Below are 15,238 nucleotides of genomic sequence, written 5' to 3'. Positions count from 1 at the left end.
AGGGGTGGGAGACCCTTCGGCGCCTGCGCTCCAACGCCCGCCCGGCGTCCTGTTCATTCCTGACAGGGCGCCGGGCGGGCGTTTCCACGCGACAACGGCGCTGTCAGGGTCTCCCACCCCTCCCGCCGCGAACACCCTCCTCCGATGTCAGTGCCGCGTGGCAGGATGGAGGGGTGAGCGAGAATCCCGTGGCACCCGTGATGAAAGACGACGTCGTGGAGCCTTCCGATGGCACCCCGGCGGAGGCCCTCCGTGAGGAGTACCAGGTCCTAGCGGATGAGGTCCGCCGGTACCGGCACGCCTACTACCAGGAGGACGAGCCCCTCATCAGCGACGCCGAATTCGACGAGCTGTATCTGCGCCTGGAGCGCTTCGAGGCGCTGCACCCCGAACTGGTGTCGAATGACTCGCCCACGCAGGAAGTCGGCGGCGAGGTGTCCTCGGCGTTCGCCGCCGTCGGGCATCTGAGCCGCATGTACAGCCTGGAGGATGTCTTCTCCCTCGAGGAACTGACGGCGTGGGTCGAGAAGACGCTCGCCAGCACGCAGACCCTCGGACTGGCGACGCCGCGCTGGCTCACGGAGCTGAAGATCGACGGCCTCGCCGTGAACCTGCTGTACCGGGACGGCAAACTGGTCCGCGCGGCGACCCGTGGCGACGGCACCACCGGCGAGGACATCACCCACAACGTCCTGACCATCAAGGAGATCCCGCGGGAGCTCTCCGGCACGGGGCACCCGGCTGAGGTGGAGATCCGGGGCGAGGTGTTCATCCCGTCCAAGGCGTTCGAGGAGTACAACGAGGTCCTCATCGCGCAGGGGAAGGCGCCGCTGGCCAATCCGCGCAACGCGGCCGCCGGATCGCTCCGTCAGAAGGATCCCGCCGAGACCGCCAAGCGTCCGCTGTCGATGTACGTGCACGGCATCGGCCGCCACGAAGGGCTGGACCTGGCGTCCCAGTCGGACTTCTACGCCCTGCTCCAGGAATGGGGCCTGCCGACCAGTCCGTACTTCAAGGTGCTGGACACGCTCGAGGAGGTCCTCGCGTTCATCGCCGAGTACGGCGAGAAGCGTCACAGCCTGATCCACGAGATCGACGGCATCGTGGTCAAGGTGGACCAGCTCGCCGTGCAGCGCCAGCTCGGCCACACGTCCCGCGTGCCCCGCTGGGCGGTGGCCTACAAGTACCCGCCGGAGGAAGTGCACACCAAACTCCTGGACATCCGGGTCAACGTCGGCCGCACGGGCCGCGTCACCCCGTACGGCGTCATGGAACCGGTCAAGGTGGCGGGGTCCACCGTCGAGATGGCCACCCTCCACAACCAGGACGTCGTGAAGGCCAAGGGCGTCCTGATCGGGGACACCGTGGTGCTCCGCAAGGCCGGCGACGTCATCCCGGAGATCGTCGGCCCGGTCCTCGCCCTGCGGGACGGCACCGAGCACGCCTTCGTCATGCCGGAGACCTGCCCGTCCTGTGGCACGCCACTGGCTCCGGGCAAGGAGGGCGACGTCGACCTCCGCTGCCCCAACGCCCGCTCCTGCCCCGCCCAGCTCCGCCAGCGGGTGGCGCATCTGGCCGGGCGCGGCGCCTTCGACATCGAGGCCCTGGGCGACGAAGCCGCGCTCGCGCTGACGGCCGGCCCGGGACCTGACCCTGCCGGGACCGGGGGGCTGGTCCAGCCGACCGGGCCTGGCGTTCTGACGGATGAGTCACGGGTCTTCGACCTCGCCTCGGAGACGGCGGGCGCCGATCTGCGCGCCGCGCTCGGCGAAGTGAAGGTCTGGCGCGAGAAGCGCGTGAAGGGTGCGGGCACCGGCGTCTGGGAGCTGAAGCCGTACTTCTGGACCCAGGGCACGGCCAAGTCGCCGGCCGGGCCGAGCGCCAACACCAAGAAGCTCTTCACCGAGCTGGAGAAGGCGAAGTCGCAGCCGCTCTGGCGCGTGCTCGTGGCACTGTCGATCCGGCACGTCGGGCCCACGGCCAGCCGGGCCCTGGCCACCGCCTTCGGGTCCATGGACGCGATCCGCGAGGCGTCGGAGGAGCAGCTGGCCAACGTGGACGGGGTGGGGCCGACCATCGCCGCCGCGGTCAAGGAGTGGTTCGCCGACGACTGGCATGTGAACATCGTGGACGCCTGGGCCGCTGCCGGGGTGCGGATGGCCGATGAGGTGGACGAATCCATGCCGAAGACCCTCGAAGGCCTGACCGTCGTGGTCACGGGAACCCTGCCCACCCTGAGCCGGGACCAGGCCAAGGAGGCCATCATCATCCGTGGCGGCAAGGCCGCGGGCTCGGTCTCGAAGAACACCTCCTACGTGGTGGCCGGAGAGGCGGCGGGGTCCAAGCTGGAGAAGGCCGAGCAGCTGGGTGTCCCCGTCCTGGATGAGGATGCCTTCCGGATCCTCCTGGAGAAGGGCCCCGCGGGCTTGCCTGGAGGAGAGTCCGAGACGGCCGAGGAGGCGCCGTCCGTCGACCTTTCGGAGGAGTCCGGGGATGAGTGAGCAGCACGTTTCGGGCGGCACCCCTCACGAGCCGCCGTCCACGGAGGAACTTCTCGCCATCGCCCGGGAAGCCGCCGCAGCCGGCGCCGCCATCCTGGCCCGGCGGGCCACGCTGAGCCAGGAGGACGTCACCGGCGGCGCGGACAACAAGTCCAGCGACAATGACTGGGTCACCGAGTTCGACCGTCAGGCGGAGGCCGCCGTGCGGGCCGTCATCACGCGGCACCGGCCCCATGACGTCATCACCGGTGAGGAGCACGGCACCACGGCTCCGGACAGCCCCAGCGGCTACCGCTGGTCCATCGACCCGCTGGACGGCACCACCAACTTCATCCGGAACATCGTGTACTTCGCCACGAGCGTGGCCGTCGCGGCTCCGGACGGGAGCTGGGTGGCCGGTGTGGTCGACGCTCCGGCGCTCCGGCGCGTGTACTGGGCGACGCGCGGCGGGGGAGCGTGGCTTCTGGACGCTGTGAGCGGGAATCCGGAACCGCGTCGTCTCACCGGGCCGCCGGAGGGCCACCGCGGCCGCATCCTGGCCAGCGGATTCTCCTACGACGCCGGTGTGCGCGCCGAGCAGGCCGCGTCCCTCCCGCAGCTGATGGACGGTCTCGCGGACCTGCGGCGGCTGGGTTCGGCCGCGCTGGACCTCTGTCTCGTGGCCGACGGAACCCACGACTGCTATGGCGAACGCGGCCTCAACGAGCACGACTGGTCCGCCGGAGCGCTCGTGGCCGAGGAAGCCGGCTGCTGGGTGCGGCGGCCGAATCTCCGCAGCCCTCTCGACGGCGGCCCCTCGGACGCGGAACGGCTCGAAGCCTGGACGTGCGCCGGGGCGCTGGAGGACGCCGCCCGCTTCCCGCTCTAGGACCGGATCGCCACAGACCGGACCGCAGCCGTCCGGACTGACGCCGTTCGACCCACGGTTCCGTGGTTCACCCACGGAAATTTCCGGGGGTGAACCGTAGAACCGTGGGTCTTTCAGCGACGGACCATGCGCGCTTCCGTGATGCCGCCGAAGTCCTCCAGCACGTCCTCGACGCCATCCAGGACGAAGCCGTTCCGGCGGTAGAACGCCTGGGCGCGAGGGTTGTCCTGGGCCACCCACAGGAAGGCCGGGCCGGACGGGAGCACGGCGTCGAACAGGGCCTGACCTGCGCCGCTGCCGTGGAAGTCCTGCCGCAAGTACAGCATCGAGAGGTTCTGGCCGAGGGAGGCCTCCTCGGGGTCGAGGGGCGCACCCCCACCCGCGAAGCCGACCACTTCGCCGGCCGCCTCGGCCACCCTGATGGTCTGGCCCGGCTGCGGCGCTTCGCTTGGCGGCGCGGTCAGCATCGCCCAGAGCCGGCGTCGGCTCTCGAGACGTTCCTCGGTGAAGAACTCCTCGGGGAGCAGGTGCCCGTAGGCCTCGCGCCAGCAGCGCACATGAAGGACGGCGAGGCTTTCGACGTCGGACGGCAGGGGCGGGCGGAATGTGAAACTGGGCACCATTGGCCCATCCTAGCCACGGTTGTCAAGCGAGCACTTCATGAAACGACTACCATTGATGGGTGCCATCCGAGATTCTGATCCGCCCCGCCCTGCCCGCCGACTACCCGGAGATCGCCCGGATCACGGTGGACGCCTACCTCGCAGCGGGGTACTTCACGGATCCCGAGTTCCCTTACCTCCAGCACATCCGCAAGGTCGCGGAGCGCGCCGAGGTGGCCGAGATCTGGGTGGCGGAGCGCGACGGCGCCGTGATCGGCTCGGTCACGCTGGCAGTCGAGGGCGACGCCTGGTCGGACATCGCCCGTGCGGGTGAGCTCGAATTCCGTCTCCTGGTCGTGGACCCTGGCGTGCAGCGCAGCGGCGCCGGCCGGGCCATGGTCGAGGCCATCCTCGCCGAGGCGCGACGCCGGCCCGGCATCTCCGCCGTCTCCCTCACCACGGGCGAGAGCTGGGAGAGCGCACACGGCCTGTACCGCTCGATGGGCTTCGAACGCGTCCCCGAGCGTGACTGGTGGACCCCCAACAAGGAGGCCCGCCTGCTCGTCTACCGCCTGGATGTCGCCTGAGCGACGCTCACGCCCGCCGCGCGTAGCGGTGTTCCGGTCGCCCGGTGGTGCCGTAGCGGAGCTGGATCTCGACGGCGCCGTCGTCGGCCAGCGAGGACAGGTACCGTTGCGCCGTGGCGCGGGACACCCCGACCCGCTCCGCGACCTCCAGCGCCGAGAGCGCCTCCCCGGCAGGTCCGCCCTCGATGCCGCCGAGGGCCTCCAGGATGGACTGTTCGGTGGCGCTGCGCGTCCGCGCCGGTGAGGATACCGCCGGCCCGTCCGAGCTGAGCAGCGCACGCCGGGCCCGCTCCACGGCCTCCTGATCCAGGCCCGTCGTCTTCTCCAGCAGTCGCCGGTACCGTGCGTACGCGCGGAGGCGCTGAGCTAGTTCCTCCCCGCCGAACGGCTTGAGCAGATACGCCAGGGCTCCGCGGCGGAAAGCCATCCGCAGGGACAGGGGATCGGCCGCGGCGCTGAGCATCATGACGTCGCAATCGAGCTGGCGGAGCACGTCGAGCCCCGAGCCGTCCGGCAGATAGACGTCCAGCAGCACGAGGTCCGGGCGCAGCGAGTGGAACGCCTGCAGGGCCTGCTGCGCGTTGCCCGCGTGGCCGACCACCGAGAACCCGGGCACGGCCTGGACGTAATTGGAGTGCAGCGTGGCGACGTGGAAGTCGTCATCGACGATCAGCACGGTGAAATCCTGGCTCATGTGTCCTCCCCGGACGTGGTGGTGAACATCATGGCGGTGGGCAGGCGGACGGCGAAGACCGCGCCGGAACGGGTACTGGCGGAACCGCCGTCGCAGGCGGAGCCGGGCCCCGGGCCCCCGGCGTCGAGAAGTGTCACCTCGCCGCCCCGGCGCTGCGCGAGCTCCAGCGCCAGTTTCAGGCCCAGCCCGTGACCCGGAACGCGGGAGGCGGTGTAGCCCTTCTCGAAGAGCCGGTCGGGTTCGGCCACCCCGTCCCCGGAATCGGCGACCACGGCGTGCAGAGTCCCCAGCCGCGGAGAGCCGTCGAGAGGTTCCGGGCCCGGTTCGTCCAGCAGGTCCACGCGCACCCAGCGCTCGCCGTCGGCGCCCTCGTCGGCGCCAGGGCCCCCGGCGCCGACACGGGTGCCGGACACCGCCGCGTTGATGGCGTTGTCGATGAGGTTCCCGAGCACCGTGGTGACGTCGTGCGGCGCCTTGACCGAACCCCGGATGAAGGTGTCCTCGCCGACTCGCAGGGTCACGCCGCGTTCTCGGGCCCGGATGCCCTTCGCCCCGATGAACGCCTGAAGGTACGGCTCGGGCAGGCGTTCCAGGCCCTCGACCGGGAATTCCAGGGGGCCGGTCTCCACGAGACGGTGCGCGTACTCCGCGGCCCGTGCGGTGTCGCCGAGGTCGAGGAGCCCCGAGATGGTGTGCAACTGGTTGGCGAACTCATGGCGTTGCGCGCGGAGGGCGGAGCTCATGGTGCTGACCGACTCCAATTGGCGGGTGAGCTGGGCCAGCTCCGTGCGGTCGCGGAGGAAGACCACCCAGCCCAGGTCCTCGCCGTCGTGCACGGCCTTCCGGGCGGTGGCCAGGAGGACGCGCGCGCCGGCCACGAGTTCCAGCACGTCGTCCTCGGCGGCCTCCTGCCGTGTCAGGTCACGCAGCTGCTCCGGGACAGGGGCGTCCGCCCAGGGGGTCCCCTGCAGATCCGGGAGCCCGAGCAGCTCCTGCGCCGTCGCGTTGACCACGGTCACCCTGCCGCCCGTGGACACCCCGATCACGCCTTCATGCGTGGTCTCCAGCACCGCGACCTGGTCCTGGACCAGGGTGGTCAGATCCTCCGGCTCCATGCCGAGGGTGAGCCGCCGCAGCCGCTTGCGCAGCAGCATCGACGCGCCCACTCCCGCGGCGAGGGCGCCGCACGCGGTCACGATCACCGGTCCGGACGCTCCGAGCAGCGCGCTGCCCAGCGGCTCCCGGGCGAAGCCGACGCTCACCACGCCGACGACGGCGGCGCCCCCGCCCGCCGTCGTGTCCGGAGCGTAGACGGGCACCTTGGCTCCTGCCGACGGTCCGAGCGTGCCCGTGTTGCGGGTGACGACCTCTTTGCCCGCCAGGGCTTCGGACGGGTCGGTGCTGACTTTTTCGGCGAGCCGCTGCGGGTCGGGATGGGCGAGGCGGACGCCGGTCTCGTCCGTGATGACGACGAACAGGGCGGACGTCCTCTGCCGCGCCGATTCGGCGATGGACTCCAGGGGGCCGCGGTCCAGGACGGTGGACGGGGGAGTTCCGGTGGCCGCGCTGATCCGGGCCACCTCCTGCCGCACCTGAGGCTGGGACGCGATGGTGCGGGCGAGGGTGAGGGCGCGCTGTTCGGCCTCCTGGGTGATCCGCTCGACCATGATGACGCCGAAGGCCAGGGCGAAGAGGAGGACCGTCAGCAGCACCACCGCGATCTGCAGCAGCAGCGTCTGCGTGGAGAACTTCAGTGTTCGCATCGCACTCCCTTCGGCGGCGAGCCTACCCCAAAAGCGTCCTGAGCTAAATGAGCAGAACGCGCTCAACAAGCACAAGCGGCATCAAGCGCGCTTAAGACCGACGCGTGACGCGCGCCACCTTAGCGTCTATGGCGAGCGTCACATCGGTGTGACGCACCCGACACTTTCACCTAAGGAGCGCAGCGATGCTAGTCCTGCTCGGCTTCGCCATGATCGCAGTCTTCATGGTTCTGATCATGACCAAGAAGATGACGCCAGTGCTGGCGCTCATCCTGGTGCCCACCATCTTCGGCCTCTTCGCCGGGGCCGGTCTGGGCATCGGGGACATGGTCATGACGTCCATGAAGTCCATGACCTCCACGGCCGCACTGCTCATGTTCGCCATCATCTACTTCGGCACCATGATCGACGTGGGTCTGTTCGACCCGCTGGTCCGGTTCATCCTCCGCAAGCTCGGCAACGACCCGGCCAAGGTCGTCCTGGGCACCGCGGTCCTGGCGATGGCCGTCTCCCTGGACGGCGACGGTTCCACCACCTTCATCCTCACCACGGCCGCGATGCTGCCGGTCTACCTGCGCCTGAAGATGAGCCCGGTCGTCCTGACCTGTGTCGCCGGCCTCGCCAACGGCACCATGAACATCCTGCCGTGGGGCGGTCCGACCGCCCGCGCCGCGTCCGCCCTGAAGATCAACGTCTCCGACGTCTTCGTCCCGATGGTCCCGGGCCTCCTGGCCGGCCTCGTCGTGGTCCTCGTGTTCTCCTGGGGCCTGGGTCTCATGGAGCGCAAGCGCCTCATGGTCGCCGAGCCGGAGCGCTGGGGCGCCGCGGCGTCGTACGACGGCGGCACCGCCCTCGACGTCGCCGACGTCAAGAACGGCTCGGCTCTGTCCAAGGCGAGCGGTGGCCGCATCGGCACCCGCACGGCTCTGCTGCAGAAGATCACCACGGGCGGCGGCTCCGCCGGTGGCTCGTCCGACGGTTCCGGCACCCTGGCCGAGACCGCCCTGGATCCGACCCGCGAGACGCTGCGTCCCAAGCTGATCTGGTTCAACTTCGCTCTCACCCTGGCCATCATGGTCCTGCTCGTCATGGATGTGCTGCCGCTGCCGTACATCTTCATGGTCGGTGCGGGCATCGCCCTCCTGGTGAACTTCCCGCACGTCAAGGACCAGGCGAAGGCCCTCGTGGCGCACGGACAGTCGATCGTGGCCGTGGTCAGCATGGTCATGGCGGCCGCCGTCCTGACCGGTGTCCTGAATGGCACGGGCATGGTCAAGGCCATGTCTGAGTGGCTCGTCGCGATCATCCCGTCCAGCATGGGCCCGTTCATGGCGATCATCACCGGTCTCCTGAGCATCCCGATGACGTTCTTCATGAGCAACGACGCCTTCTACTTCGGCGTGCTGCCGATCCTGAGCGAGACCGCCGGTCACTACGGCCTGAGCGCCGCGGACATGGCCCGCGCCTCCATCACCGGTCAGCCGTTCCACATGCAGTCGCCGCTGGTCCCGGCCATCCTCCTGCTGGTCTCCCTGGCCAAGGTCGAGCTGGGTGACCACCACAAGAAGGTCCTGTGGCGCGCCGCGGTGGTGTCCCTCGTGATGCTGGTCGTCGGCGTCCTGACGGGGGCCATCGGCATCGGCCACTAGCCTCTCGCTTCTGAAATGCGGGGTCACTCAAGGCCGGATGAACCATCGTCATCCGGCCTTGAGTGACCCCGCATTCGCGGTTCCGGGTCCGATGTGAGACATATTCCGGCGGATTCTGGTGCCTCCCGATAAACATTGGTTTACTAGCCGACGTGACGTGCGTCACTGTGATCAAGGAGGACCCATGGGAATTGAACGCCGGACCATGCTGAAGGGGCTGGGCGCCAGCGGAGTGGCAGGAGGCCTGGCGCTTTTCACCGCCGGACCCGCCCAGGCCGAGGCGTCGCCGGAAGTGCAGAACATCCTGTCTGCGGCCGTGGCGTGGCGGGTCACCGCCGCCGAGCGCGACATGCTGTACCGGCAGGCGTTCAACATCGCCCGCGACCGTCTCGACAACGTCCTCCGGGGAGTCGGGCAGCGGCGGCGGGGCGCCAAACCGCTGGCCTTCATCTCCGACGTCGACGACACCGTCCTGTCCTCCAACCCGTACTGGGAGATGCTGATCGCCGCGGGCAAGCAGGCGTTCGACGACGAACTGTGGGACGCCTGGGTCCGGGAGAACGGCCCCACCGCGACGCCCGGCGCCGTCGAATTCTCCCGGTACGCGGAAAGCCGCGGCGTCGAGATCTTCTACGTCTCCCAGCGCGATCAGGGCCCGGACACCCAGCAGATCGGCGTCGCGAACCTGCGGCACGCGGGCCTGGCCTTCGCCGATGACGAGCACGCCGTCTTCCAACGCGAGTCATCCAACAAGGAACCGGCCCAACAGGCCATCGCAGACAAGTACCAGGTCATCGCGTTCCTCGGTGACAACCTGAACGACTTCCGCCGTCGTTACTACGTGAAGTCTGTCCAGGAGCGCCGCACCCTCGCCGCCGAGGACGCTGAGCGCTTCGGCCGTGACTTCATCCTCTTCCCGAACAACACGGACGGCCATTGGATCCGGGCCATTTTCGGCACCAGCGAGCCGGCAGACTCCCCGGAATACCGCGCCCGGATGCTCCTGGCGGCCCAGGGCAAGGTGCTCTGAGGCCCTTCCGGGAACACCACAGGACGGCGAGTGCCATGATGCGCTCGCCGTCCTGCGTCGTTGAAGGCCTGCTGGATCACAGAATCCCCGTGGGGACCAGGAGCGCCCAGGCGAGGGCGGGGCCGGTGAGGACGACGGCACCCGCGTACATCATGAGCTGGCGGTAGACGCGCTGCCGGTCGTCTTCCCGGGCGTTGGCGACCACGAGGGCGCCATCGGTCGAGAAGGGCGAGACATCCACCACGGTGGCGGCGATGGCCAGTGCGGCCACGGTGCCGGAGGCGCTCAGGGAACTGGTCGCCAGGAGCGGCCCGGCCAGCGGGATGAACGCGGTCAGCAGGGCCGTCGAGGACGCGAACGCCGAGCCGACGCCGATCACGTAGCAGAGCACGAGGGCCACCAGAAGGGGCGCGCCGAGGGCCAGGGCCAGTTCGGCCAGGGTGTCGATGACCCCGAGGTGCTGCAGCAGCGAGACGTAGGTGATCATGCCGGCCACGAGGAGGACGGTGGACCAGGAGACACCGCCGATGAACGTGGTGTGCTCCTTGATGTTCACGAAGGCCAACAGGAGTCCGGCGGACAGGGCGACGAAACCGATCGGCAGGTGGAAGCCCAGCGTGCACACCAGGATGGCGAAGATCAGCACCAGCGTCAGGACCTGCTGGCCGTGCGGACGGGTGCGCTGTCCGGTCTCCGGGCCCGTGTAGCCGTTGGCGTGATGGTCGCGCAGCTTGCCCATCAGCTTGAAGACCACGAGCGTCAGGGCGGACAGGATGACGTTGACGGTGAAGCTCGACAGGAACAGCGCCTCCTGGGCGACGGGAAATCCGTTCTTCAGGGCGATGTCGTGGACCAGCACGCCCGCCACGGACAGCGGCGAGAAGCCTCCGGCGTGGGCGCCGTTGATGACGAACGCCCCCATCACCACCGGGTGGATGCGTGACTCATAGGCGAGACCCAGGGCTGCGGGGGCCAGCAGCGCGACGGCGGCGGGGGAGAAGGTGCCGAGCGACGTCAGCGCGGCGGCCATGAGGAAGAAGACCCACGGCATGAGCATGGTCTTGCCGCGGACCATCCGCACACAGGCCTGGACGATGATGTCGATGGTCCCGTTCCGCTGGGCCATGCTGAAGAAGTACGTGACGCCGATGATCGTCAGGACGATGTTGGCGGGGAATTCGGCGAGGATCTCCTTGTCGCTCATGCCGAGCATGAAGTAGCCGACGCCGAACGACGCCACGAGCCCCATCACGCCGATGTTGAGGGGCCATTTGGTGGCGACGACGAACATCACCACCAGGATGATGAGCGGGATGATCTGCGTCGCGGTCATGGTCTTCTCCGATCCCGTGGCCGCCGCGGGGCCGGAGAGGACACCTTCGAACAGGAGGGCGAGCAGGCCCACGGCTGCGATCGCTGCCACCGTCACCAGAAGGATACGGCGACGCCGGTCGGGCCGGGTCGGCGGGGTGCTCCCACCGGAGGCGGGTCTGGTCTTTTCTGCGGTGTTGCTCATGGCTTTCTCCTCATTGAGTGGCGCCGGCGAAGGAGGTGTCGACGGCGCTGCCGAGGACCTCCGGAAGGTGGATGACGGTGCTGGCGATGGTGCGGGCGGTGCGGTCGACGCCGACGAGCAGCGAGCCGTTCCGTTCCTCGGACCAGGTTTCGATGACCCCGGCGGGCGTTCGCAGCCGGAGGGTGGCGCCGGGGGTCGCGCGGACCGCGTCGGCGGGCAGCGTGCCGGGCGTCCGCGCGGCGAGAGTCAGGGCGATGCTGCCGGTGATGGCCAGGGCCGGGTGGGGCTTGCCCATCGAGAGCATCAGGACGCTGAGGTCACTGTCCGGATCCGAGGATGCAGGTGCCGCGACGACGGCGAGCTTGGGCACGGCCCTCGCCGCCTCCTCCGGGGTGCGGGCCATGCCCATGCGCACCGCGGCCTCGCGTCGGATGGCGTCCAGGACGTCCAGTTGCGGGACGACCGTGGCGCTCCAGCCGTCGTGGCGCTCGTGGTCCAGGCCGAGATCCTCGGCGCGGAGGATCACGAGCGGTGCGCCGGCGTCGACCATCGACACGGTCCAGGGTGTGCCGGCCACGGTCAGCGTGTCCACGGGGGAACCCGTCGGGAGCAGCGCGCCGGTCGTCTTCCCGGCCGGGTCCCGGAAGCCCAGGCCCACGCGGTACCCCGGGAACGGCACGCCGGGCATCTCGGCCTGCGGGACGATCGGCAGAGCGCCGGACGGGGTGGACACGTCCTGGACGATGATCTGCCCGGTGTTGGTGTTGCGGGTGACGATCCGGGTGACGTCGCCGGTGGGCACCACCCAGCCCTTTTCGATGGCGTACAGCCCGACGACGGCGGAGCAGTTGCCGCAGTTGCTGCCCCAGTCGACCGTGGCCTCCTCGATGCCGACCTGGGCGAAGGTGAACTCGACGTCCACGTCGCCGTCGACGGGGCGATCCAGGATGACGGCCTTGCTGGTGGTCGACGTGGCGCCGCCGACGCCGTCGATCTGGCGACTGTCCGGGCTGCCGAACAGGCGTGGAAGCAGCACGTCCGGTCCGGCCGGAGCCGCGCCGAGCTGTGCGCTCTCGAAGACCCAGCATTTGCTGGTGCCTCCGCGCATCCACTCTGCTTCGATCTTCATGAGATGGTCCTTGCCTTCAGTGGTGGTCAGTGAAATCCCGGGTGATTCGAGATTGACGCAGATCACATGTGAAGACAATGTTGGATAATTGAGGGGTTATGTAGCGTCTCTTCATTCATTGAGAGCGAGGTGCCTCAGAGACGGGAAGCGCATCGAAGCGATCCGAGAACAGGGCCCGTCACCACTGGCGGCGCGGGTCCGCTGTATAGAATGAACCGATCTTCGAGGAGGGTGAAGCATTGCTGAACGACGATTTTCAGGAATTGTTCGATGTCCGCCGCCTGGCGCTTCTGGTGGAGGTGGTTGAGCAGGGATCGGTGACCGCCGCGGCCGAGGCCATGATGTACACGCCGTCTGCCGTCTCTCAGCAATTGCGGAAGCTGGAACAGGAGGTCGGGCAGCCGCTCCTGACCCGGAGATCCCGAGGCGTGGTGCCGACGGAGGCCGGCCAGCTCCTGGCAGGCCACGCCCGGAAGATCGTGGCGCAGATGCAGGCGGCGCAAGCGGATCTCGCCGAGATCGCGGGCCTGAAGCGGGGCTCCTTGACCATCGGCACCTTCCCCACGCTGGCCGGGTCCTTCCTGCCGGTGGTCCTCCGGACTTTCAAGAAGCGGTATCCGGCCATCAGCCTGTCCGTGCGGAGCGCACGTTTCGACGAATTGCTGAAAGGTCTCCATTCGGGGGCCATGGGACTGTGCCTGCTGTGGGACTACCCCTGGAACCGGTTCGAGGACGACTCGATCCGGATCACCGAGGTCTTCGACGAAAGCACGGTGCTCCTCGTGTCCCGAAGCCACCAGCTCGCCGACCGGGACGTCATCTCCATGGAGGAGCTGAGGAAGGAGTCCTGGATCGTCCGCGCCGAGTCGCATCCGGTGGTGGAGGTGCTCCAGCGTTCGGCCCACGACGCCGGATTCGAGCCCACCATCGGGTTCCTGGCGAACGATTACCAGGAGGCTCAGGCGATGGTCAGCGTCGGGATGGGCGTGGCGATGGTGCCGAAGACCGCCGTCGCGCTCCAGCATCCGGACGTCAAGGTGATCAGCCTGGGCCCGGGCGCCCCGTCCCGCCGTGTGTTCCTGGCGCAGCGTCAGGACAAGGTCTACGCGCCGGCCGAGGTCGCCTTCCAGTCGACACTGCTCGAAGTCGCCCGCGAGCGGGCCGCGGACTACCGGTAGCCGGCTCGCCGCCCTCCCGCCGCGACGGCGCATCCTCCACGACGGCGGCGTCCAGTGATTGGGCTGCCTCCCGTGATTGACTGGGCGGGCCGGCGGGCGCCGGTGTGAACGCCGTCGTCGTGGGCGGCGGCGAATCGTCAGGGGAGGGGTGCGCGTGGCTGGACAGGCGGCGATGAAGCCGTGGCGGCTGGCCGTCGACTCCGTTCTGCTGGTCCTTCTCCTGGCCTCGACGTGGATTCTCGTGGCCCTGACCCTGACCGGAACCTCCGTGGCCGTGGCGTCGGCCGGCCGGACGGTCTTCACGGTCGGGGGTCTGGCCCTGCTGAGCGCGCTCGTGACCCGCGGCAGGCCTTCAGATGGCAGCGCCGCCGTCCCGAGGATGCGGCGCGGCACCACCGTGATCCTGGCACTGACCGGGGTGAGCGCCTACACGATCTTCTCCACGGCGGCGATCCACTTCGCGGGGGCCGCTGTTCCGGCGCTCATCATGGTCGGCACGCCGCTGACGGTCATGGTGATCGAGGCGGTGCTGAACCGCCGGTCCCCGGGGGTGTGGTTCCTCGGTGTCGCGCTGCTCGCGGTGGCGGGCGCGGCACTGTACGTGGTGCAGAAACCGCCGGGGCAGCAAGGCGAATCGCTGGGGCTCGGCATCGCAGCCGGCGTCGCGGGCATGCTGTCCATGGCCTGGTACGGCGTCCACTTCTCCCGCGCCAACGCCGGGTACTCCGGCCCGATGGCGCCCCGGATCCTTCCGATCTTCGGACTCGGGTGCCTCCCGTTGCTCGTGTGGGCCGGGGCGGACCTCCTGGGCGGAGGGACGATCTCCCCGGGCGCGCTGCTCTCCCTGGTGATCCTCGGTGTCGTGGTGTACGTGCCGGCGTACCTGCTGCAGCACCGCATCCTCGTCGCGGCCGGCGCCACCTACTCGGCGCTGCTCGGGCTCGCGGTCCCGCCCGTGGTCGGGGTTGCCGCGGCGCTCGCCGGACTCGGACCGTGGCCGTCGCCCGGCCAGTGGGCGGCGACGGCCCTCACGCTGGCCGCCGTCGTGCTGGTGGTGCTGCGCACGTCCCGCCGCGCGCAGAAGGCCTGAGGCCGCGCGCTTCTCCCGGTTTCTGCGCTCCAGTTCGCGTTCTGCGCCCCCATTGAGGCGCAGAACGCGAACTCGGGCGCGTTCAGACACGACGACGGCGAGTCCGCCAGTTTTTGCGAGAACCGGGCGTGCCCACACCTCCTCACCCGTTGTTCCTGATTCGGTGTCCGTATTTCCTTTGGGTGCCACAATTGCCGCACCCAAAGGAAATACGGACACCGAAACCGTGGGTCCGCCGCCGCGCCCGCACCACACCCCCGCCGCGGTCGGACGTGCCGCGGCGGAGTGACTAAACTGGACCAGAAACCTTTTCACCAATTGCAGGGGAGATCCATGGCTGCGATCAATCGTGACGACGTCGCGCATCTGGCGCGTCTCGCTCACATTGAGATGAGCAATGAGGAGCTCGATCGTATGGCCGGCGAACTGGCCGTCATCGTCGACTCCGTCAAGTCCGTCAGTGAGGTCGCCGGCGCCGATGTGCCCGCCACCTCGCACCCCATCCCGCTGAGCAATGTGTTCCGCGAGGACGTGGTGGGGCATGTGCTGACCGCGGAGCAGGCCCTCTCCGGTGCGCCCGACGCCGACGAGAACCGTTTCAAGGTCCCCGCAATCCTGGATGAGGAGTAAG

13 protein-coding genes are annotated in these 15,238 nt (G+C 69.1%); 8 read left to right on the top strand and 5 right to left on the bottom strand.

The window, feature by feature from the left end:
- Nucleotides 1-200: 200 nt before the first annotated feature.
- Complete coding sequence (ligA, locus tag AB6732_RS09940) at nt 201-2,501, top strand: NAD-dependent DNA ligase LigA (RefSeq protein ID WP_370960114.1); 2,301 nt, start codon at nt 201-203, stop codon at nt 2,499-2,501.
- Nucleotides 2,494-3,369, top strand: a complete 876-nt coding sequence (locus tag AB6732_RS09935) for an inositol monophosphatase (protein ID WP_370959813.1) — start codon at nt 2,494-2,496, stop codon at nt 3,367-3,369. Before ligA ends, AB6732_RS09935 begins: the two co-directional genes overlap by 8 nt.
- 113 nt (nt 3,370-3,482) lie before the next feature.
- Here AB6732_RS09935 and AB6732_RS09930 read toward each other — a convergent pair whose 3' ends face one another.
- Nucleotides 3,483-3,992 (bottom strand): N-acetyltransferase family protein, encoded by a 510-nt coding sequence (locus tag AB6732_RS09930; RefSeq protein WP_370959812.1) that lies wholly within the window; start codon nt 3,990-3,992, stop codon nt 3,483-3,485.
- A 59-nt stretch (nt 3,993-4,051) separates the two neighbouring features.
- Here AB6732_RS09930 and AB6732_RS09925 point away from each other — a divergent pair, with 59 nt between their 5' ends.
- On the top strand, nt 4,052-4,558 hold the full coding sequence (locus tag AB6732_RS09925; RefSeq protein ID WP_278268550.1) for a GNAT family N-acetyltransferase: 507 nt from the start codon (nt 4,052-4,054) through the stop codon (nt 4,556-4,558).
- Between the two features lie 7 nt (nt 4,559-4,565).
- On the opposite strand, the gene AB6732_RS09920 is transcribed toward AB6732_RS09925, so the two are convergent.
- Both AB6732_RS09920 and AB6732_RS09915 read right to left on the bottom strand, forming a co-directional pair.
- The gene (locus AB6732_RS09920) at nt 4,566-5,252 is read right to left on the bottom strand and encodes a response regulator (protein ID WP_370959811.1); all 687 of its coding nucleotides are present in this window, start codon (nt 5,250-5,252) and stop codon (nt 4,566-4,568) included.
- The gene (locus AB6732_RS09915; protein ID WP_370959810.1) at nt 5,249-7,015 is read right to left on the bottom strand and encodes a Spo0B domain-containing protein; all 1,767 of its coding nucleotides are present in this window, start codon (nt 7,013-7,015) and stop codon (nt 5,249-5,251) included. The genes AB6732_RS09920 and AB6732_RS09915 overlap by 4 nt, the downstream gene beginning before the upstream one ends.
- Nucleotides 7,016-7,200: 185 nt before the next feature.
- Here AB6732_RS09915 and AB6732_RS09910 point away from each other — a divergent pair, with 185 nt between their 5' ends.
- Nucleotides 7,201-8,664: a CitMHS family transporter gene (locus AB6732_RS09910; RefSeq protein ID WP_370959809.1), complete on the top strand. Its 1,464-nt coding sequence runs from the start codon at nt 7,201-7,203 to the stop codon at nt 8,662-8,664.
- A 184-nt stretch (nt 8,665-8,848) separates the two neighbouring features.
- Nucleotides 8,849-9,694, top strand: a complete 846-nt coding sequence (locus AB6732_RS09905) for a 5'-nucleotidase, lipoprotein e(P4) family (protein ID WP_370959808.1) — start codon at nt 8,849-8,851, stop codon at nt 9,692-9,694.
- A 76-nt stretch (nt 9,695-9,770) separates the two neighbouring features.
- Here AB6732_RS09905 and AB6732_RS09900 read toward each other — a convergent pair whose 3' ends face one another.
- Both AB6732_RS09900 and AB6732_RS09895 read right to left on the bottom strand, forming a co-directional pair.
- Entirely contained in the window at nt 9,771-11,210 is a 1,440-nt protein-coding gene (locus tag AB6732_RS09900) for an SLC13 family permease (RefSeq protein WP_370959807.1), read from the bottom strand.
- Nucleotides 11,211-11,220: 10 nt separating this feature from the next.
- Entirely contained in the window at nt 11,221-12,339 is a 1,119-nt protein-coding gene (locus AB6732_RS09895; protein WP_370959806.1) for a PrpF domain-containing protein, read from the bottom strand.
- A 239-nt stretch (nt 12,340-12,578) separates the two neighbouring features.
- Between AB6732_RS09895 and AB6732_RS09890 the strand changes: the two genes are divergently transcribed.
- The 3 genes from AB6732_RS09890 (at nt 12,579) to gatC (ending at nt 15,237) form a co-directional block, all read left to right on the top strand.
- The gene (locus tag AB6732_RS09890) at nt 12,579-13,517 is read left to right on the top strand and encodes a LysR substrate-binding domain-containing protein (protein WP_370959805.1); all 939 of its coding nucleotides are present in this window, start codon (nt 12,579-12,581) and stop codon (nt 13,515-13,517) included.
- 154 nt (nt 13,518-13,671) lie between these two features.
- Nucleotides 13,672-14,607, top strand: a complete 936-nt coding sequence (locus AB6732_RS09885) for a hypothetical protein (RefSeq protein WP_370959804.1) — start codon at nt 13,672-13,674, stop codon at nt 14,605-14,607.
- Between the two features lie 333 nt (nt 14,608-14,940).
- Entirely contained in the window at nt 14,941-15,237 is a 297-nt protein-coding gene (gatC, locus tag AB6732_RS09880) for an Asp-tRNA(Asn)/Glu-tRNA(Gln) amidotransferase subunit GatC (RefSeq protein WP_107002106.1), read from the top strand.
- Nucleotide 15,238 lies beyond the last annotated feature (1 nt).

Source organism: Arthrobacter sp. RCC_34, from assembly GCF_041360795.1.
Taxonomy (GTDB): domain Bacteria; phylum Actinomycetota; class Actinomycetes; order Actinomycetales; family Micrococcaceae; genus Arthrobacter_E.
The sequence above is the reverse complement of the archived record's forward strand: the minus strand, read 5'-3'. Positions and strand labels throughout refer to the sequence as shown.

Bases quoted from the DNA above. Each gene is read 5' to 3' on its own strand.
- AB6732_RS09910 (WP_370959809.1), top strand. From the start codon at position 7,201: ATGCTAGTCCTGCTCGGCTTCGCCATGATCGCAGTCTTCATGGTTCTG.
- AB6732_RS09920 (WP_370959811.1), bottom strand. From the start codon at position 5,252: ATGAGCCAGGATTTCACCGTGCTGATCGTCGATGACGACTTCCACGTC.
- AB6732_RS09915 (WP_370959810.1), bottom strand. From the start codon at position 7,015: ATGCGAACACTGAAGTTCTCCACGCAGACGCTGCTGCTGCAGATCGCG.
- ligA (WP_370960114.1), top strand. From the start codon at position 201: ATGAAAGACGACGTCGTGGAGCCTTCCGATGGCACCCCGGCGGAGGCC.
- AB6732_RS09935 (WP_370959813.1), top strand. From the start codon at position 2,494: ATGAGTGAGCAGCACGTTTCGGGCGGCACCCCTCACGAGCCGCCGTCC.
- AB6732_RS09930 (WP_370959812.1), bottom strand. From the start codon at position 3,992: ATGGTGCCCAGTTTCACATTCCGCCCGCCCCTGCCGTCCGACGTCGAA.
- gatC (WP_107002106.1), top strand. From the start codon at position 14,941: ATGGCTGCGATCAATCGTGACGACGTCGCGCATCTGGCGCGTCTCGCT.
- AB6732_RS09895 (WP_370959806.1), bottom strand. From the start codon at position 12,339: ATGAAGATCGAAGCAGAGTGGATGCGCGGAGGCACCAGCAAATGCTGG.
- AB6732_RS09900 (WP_370959807.1), bottom strand. From the start codon at position 11,210: ATGAGCAACACCGCAGAAAAGACCAGACCCGCCTCCGGTGGGAGCACC.
- AB6732_RS09905 (WP_370959808.1), top strand. From the start codon at position 8,849: ATGGGAATTGAACGCCGGACCATGCTGAAGGGGCTGGGCGCCAGCGGA.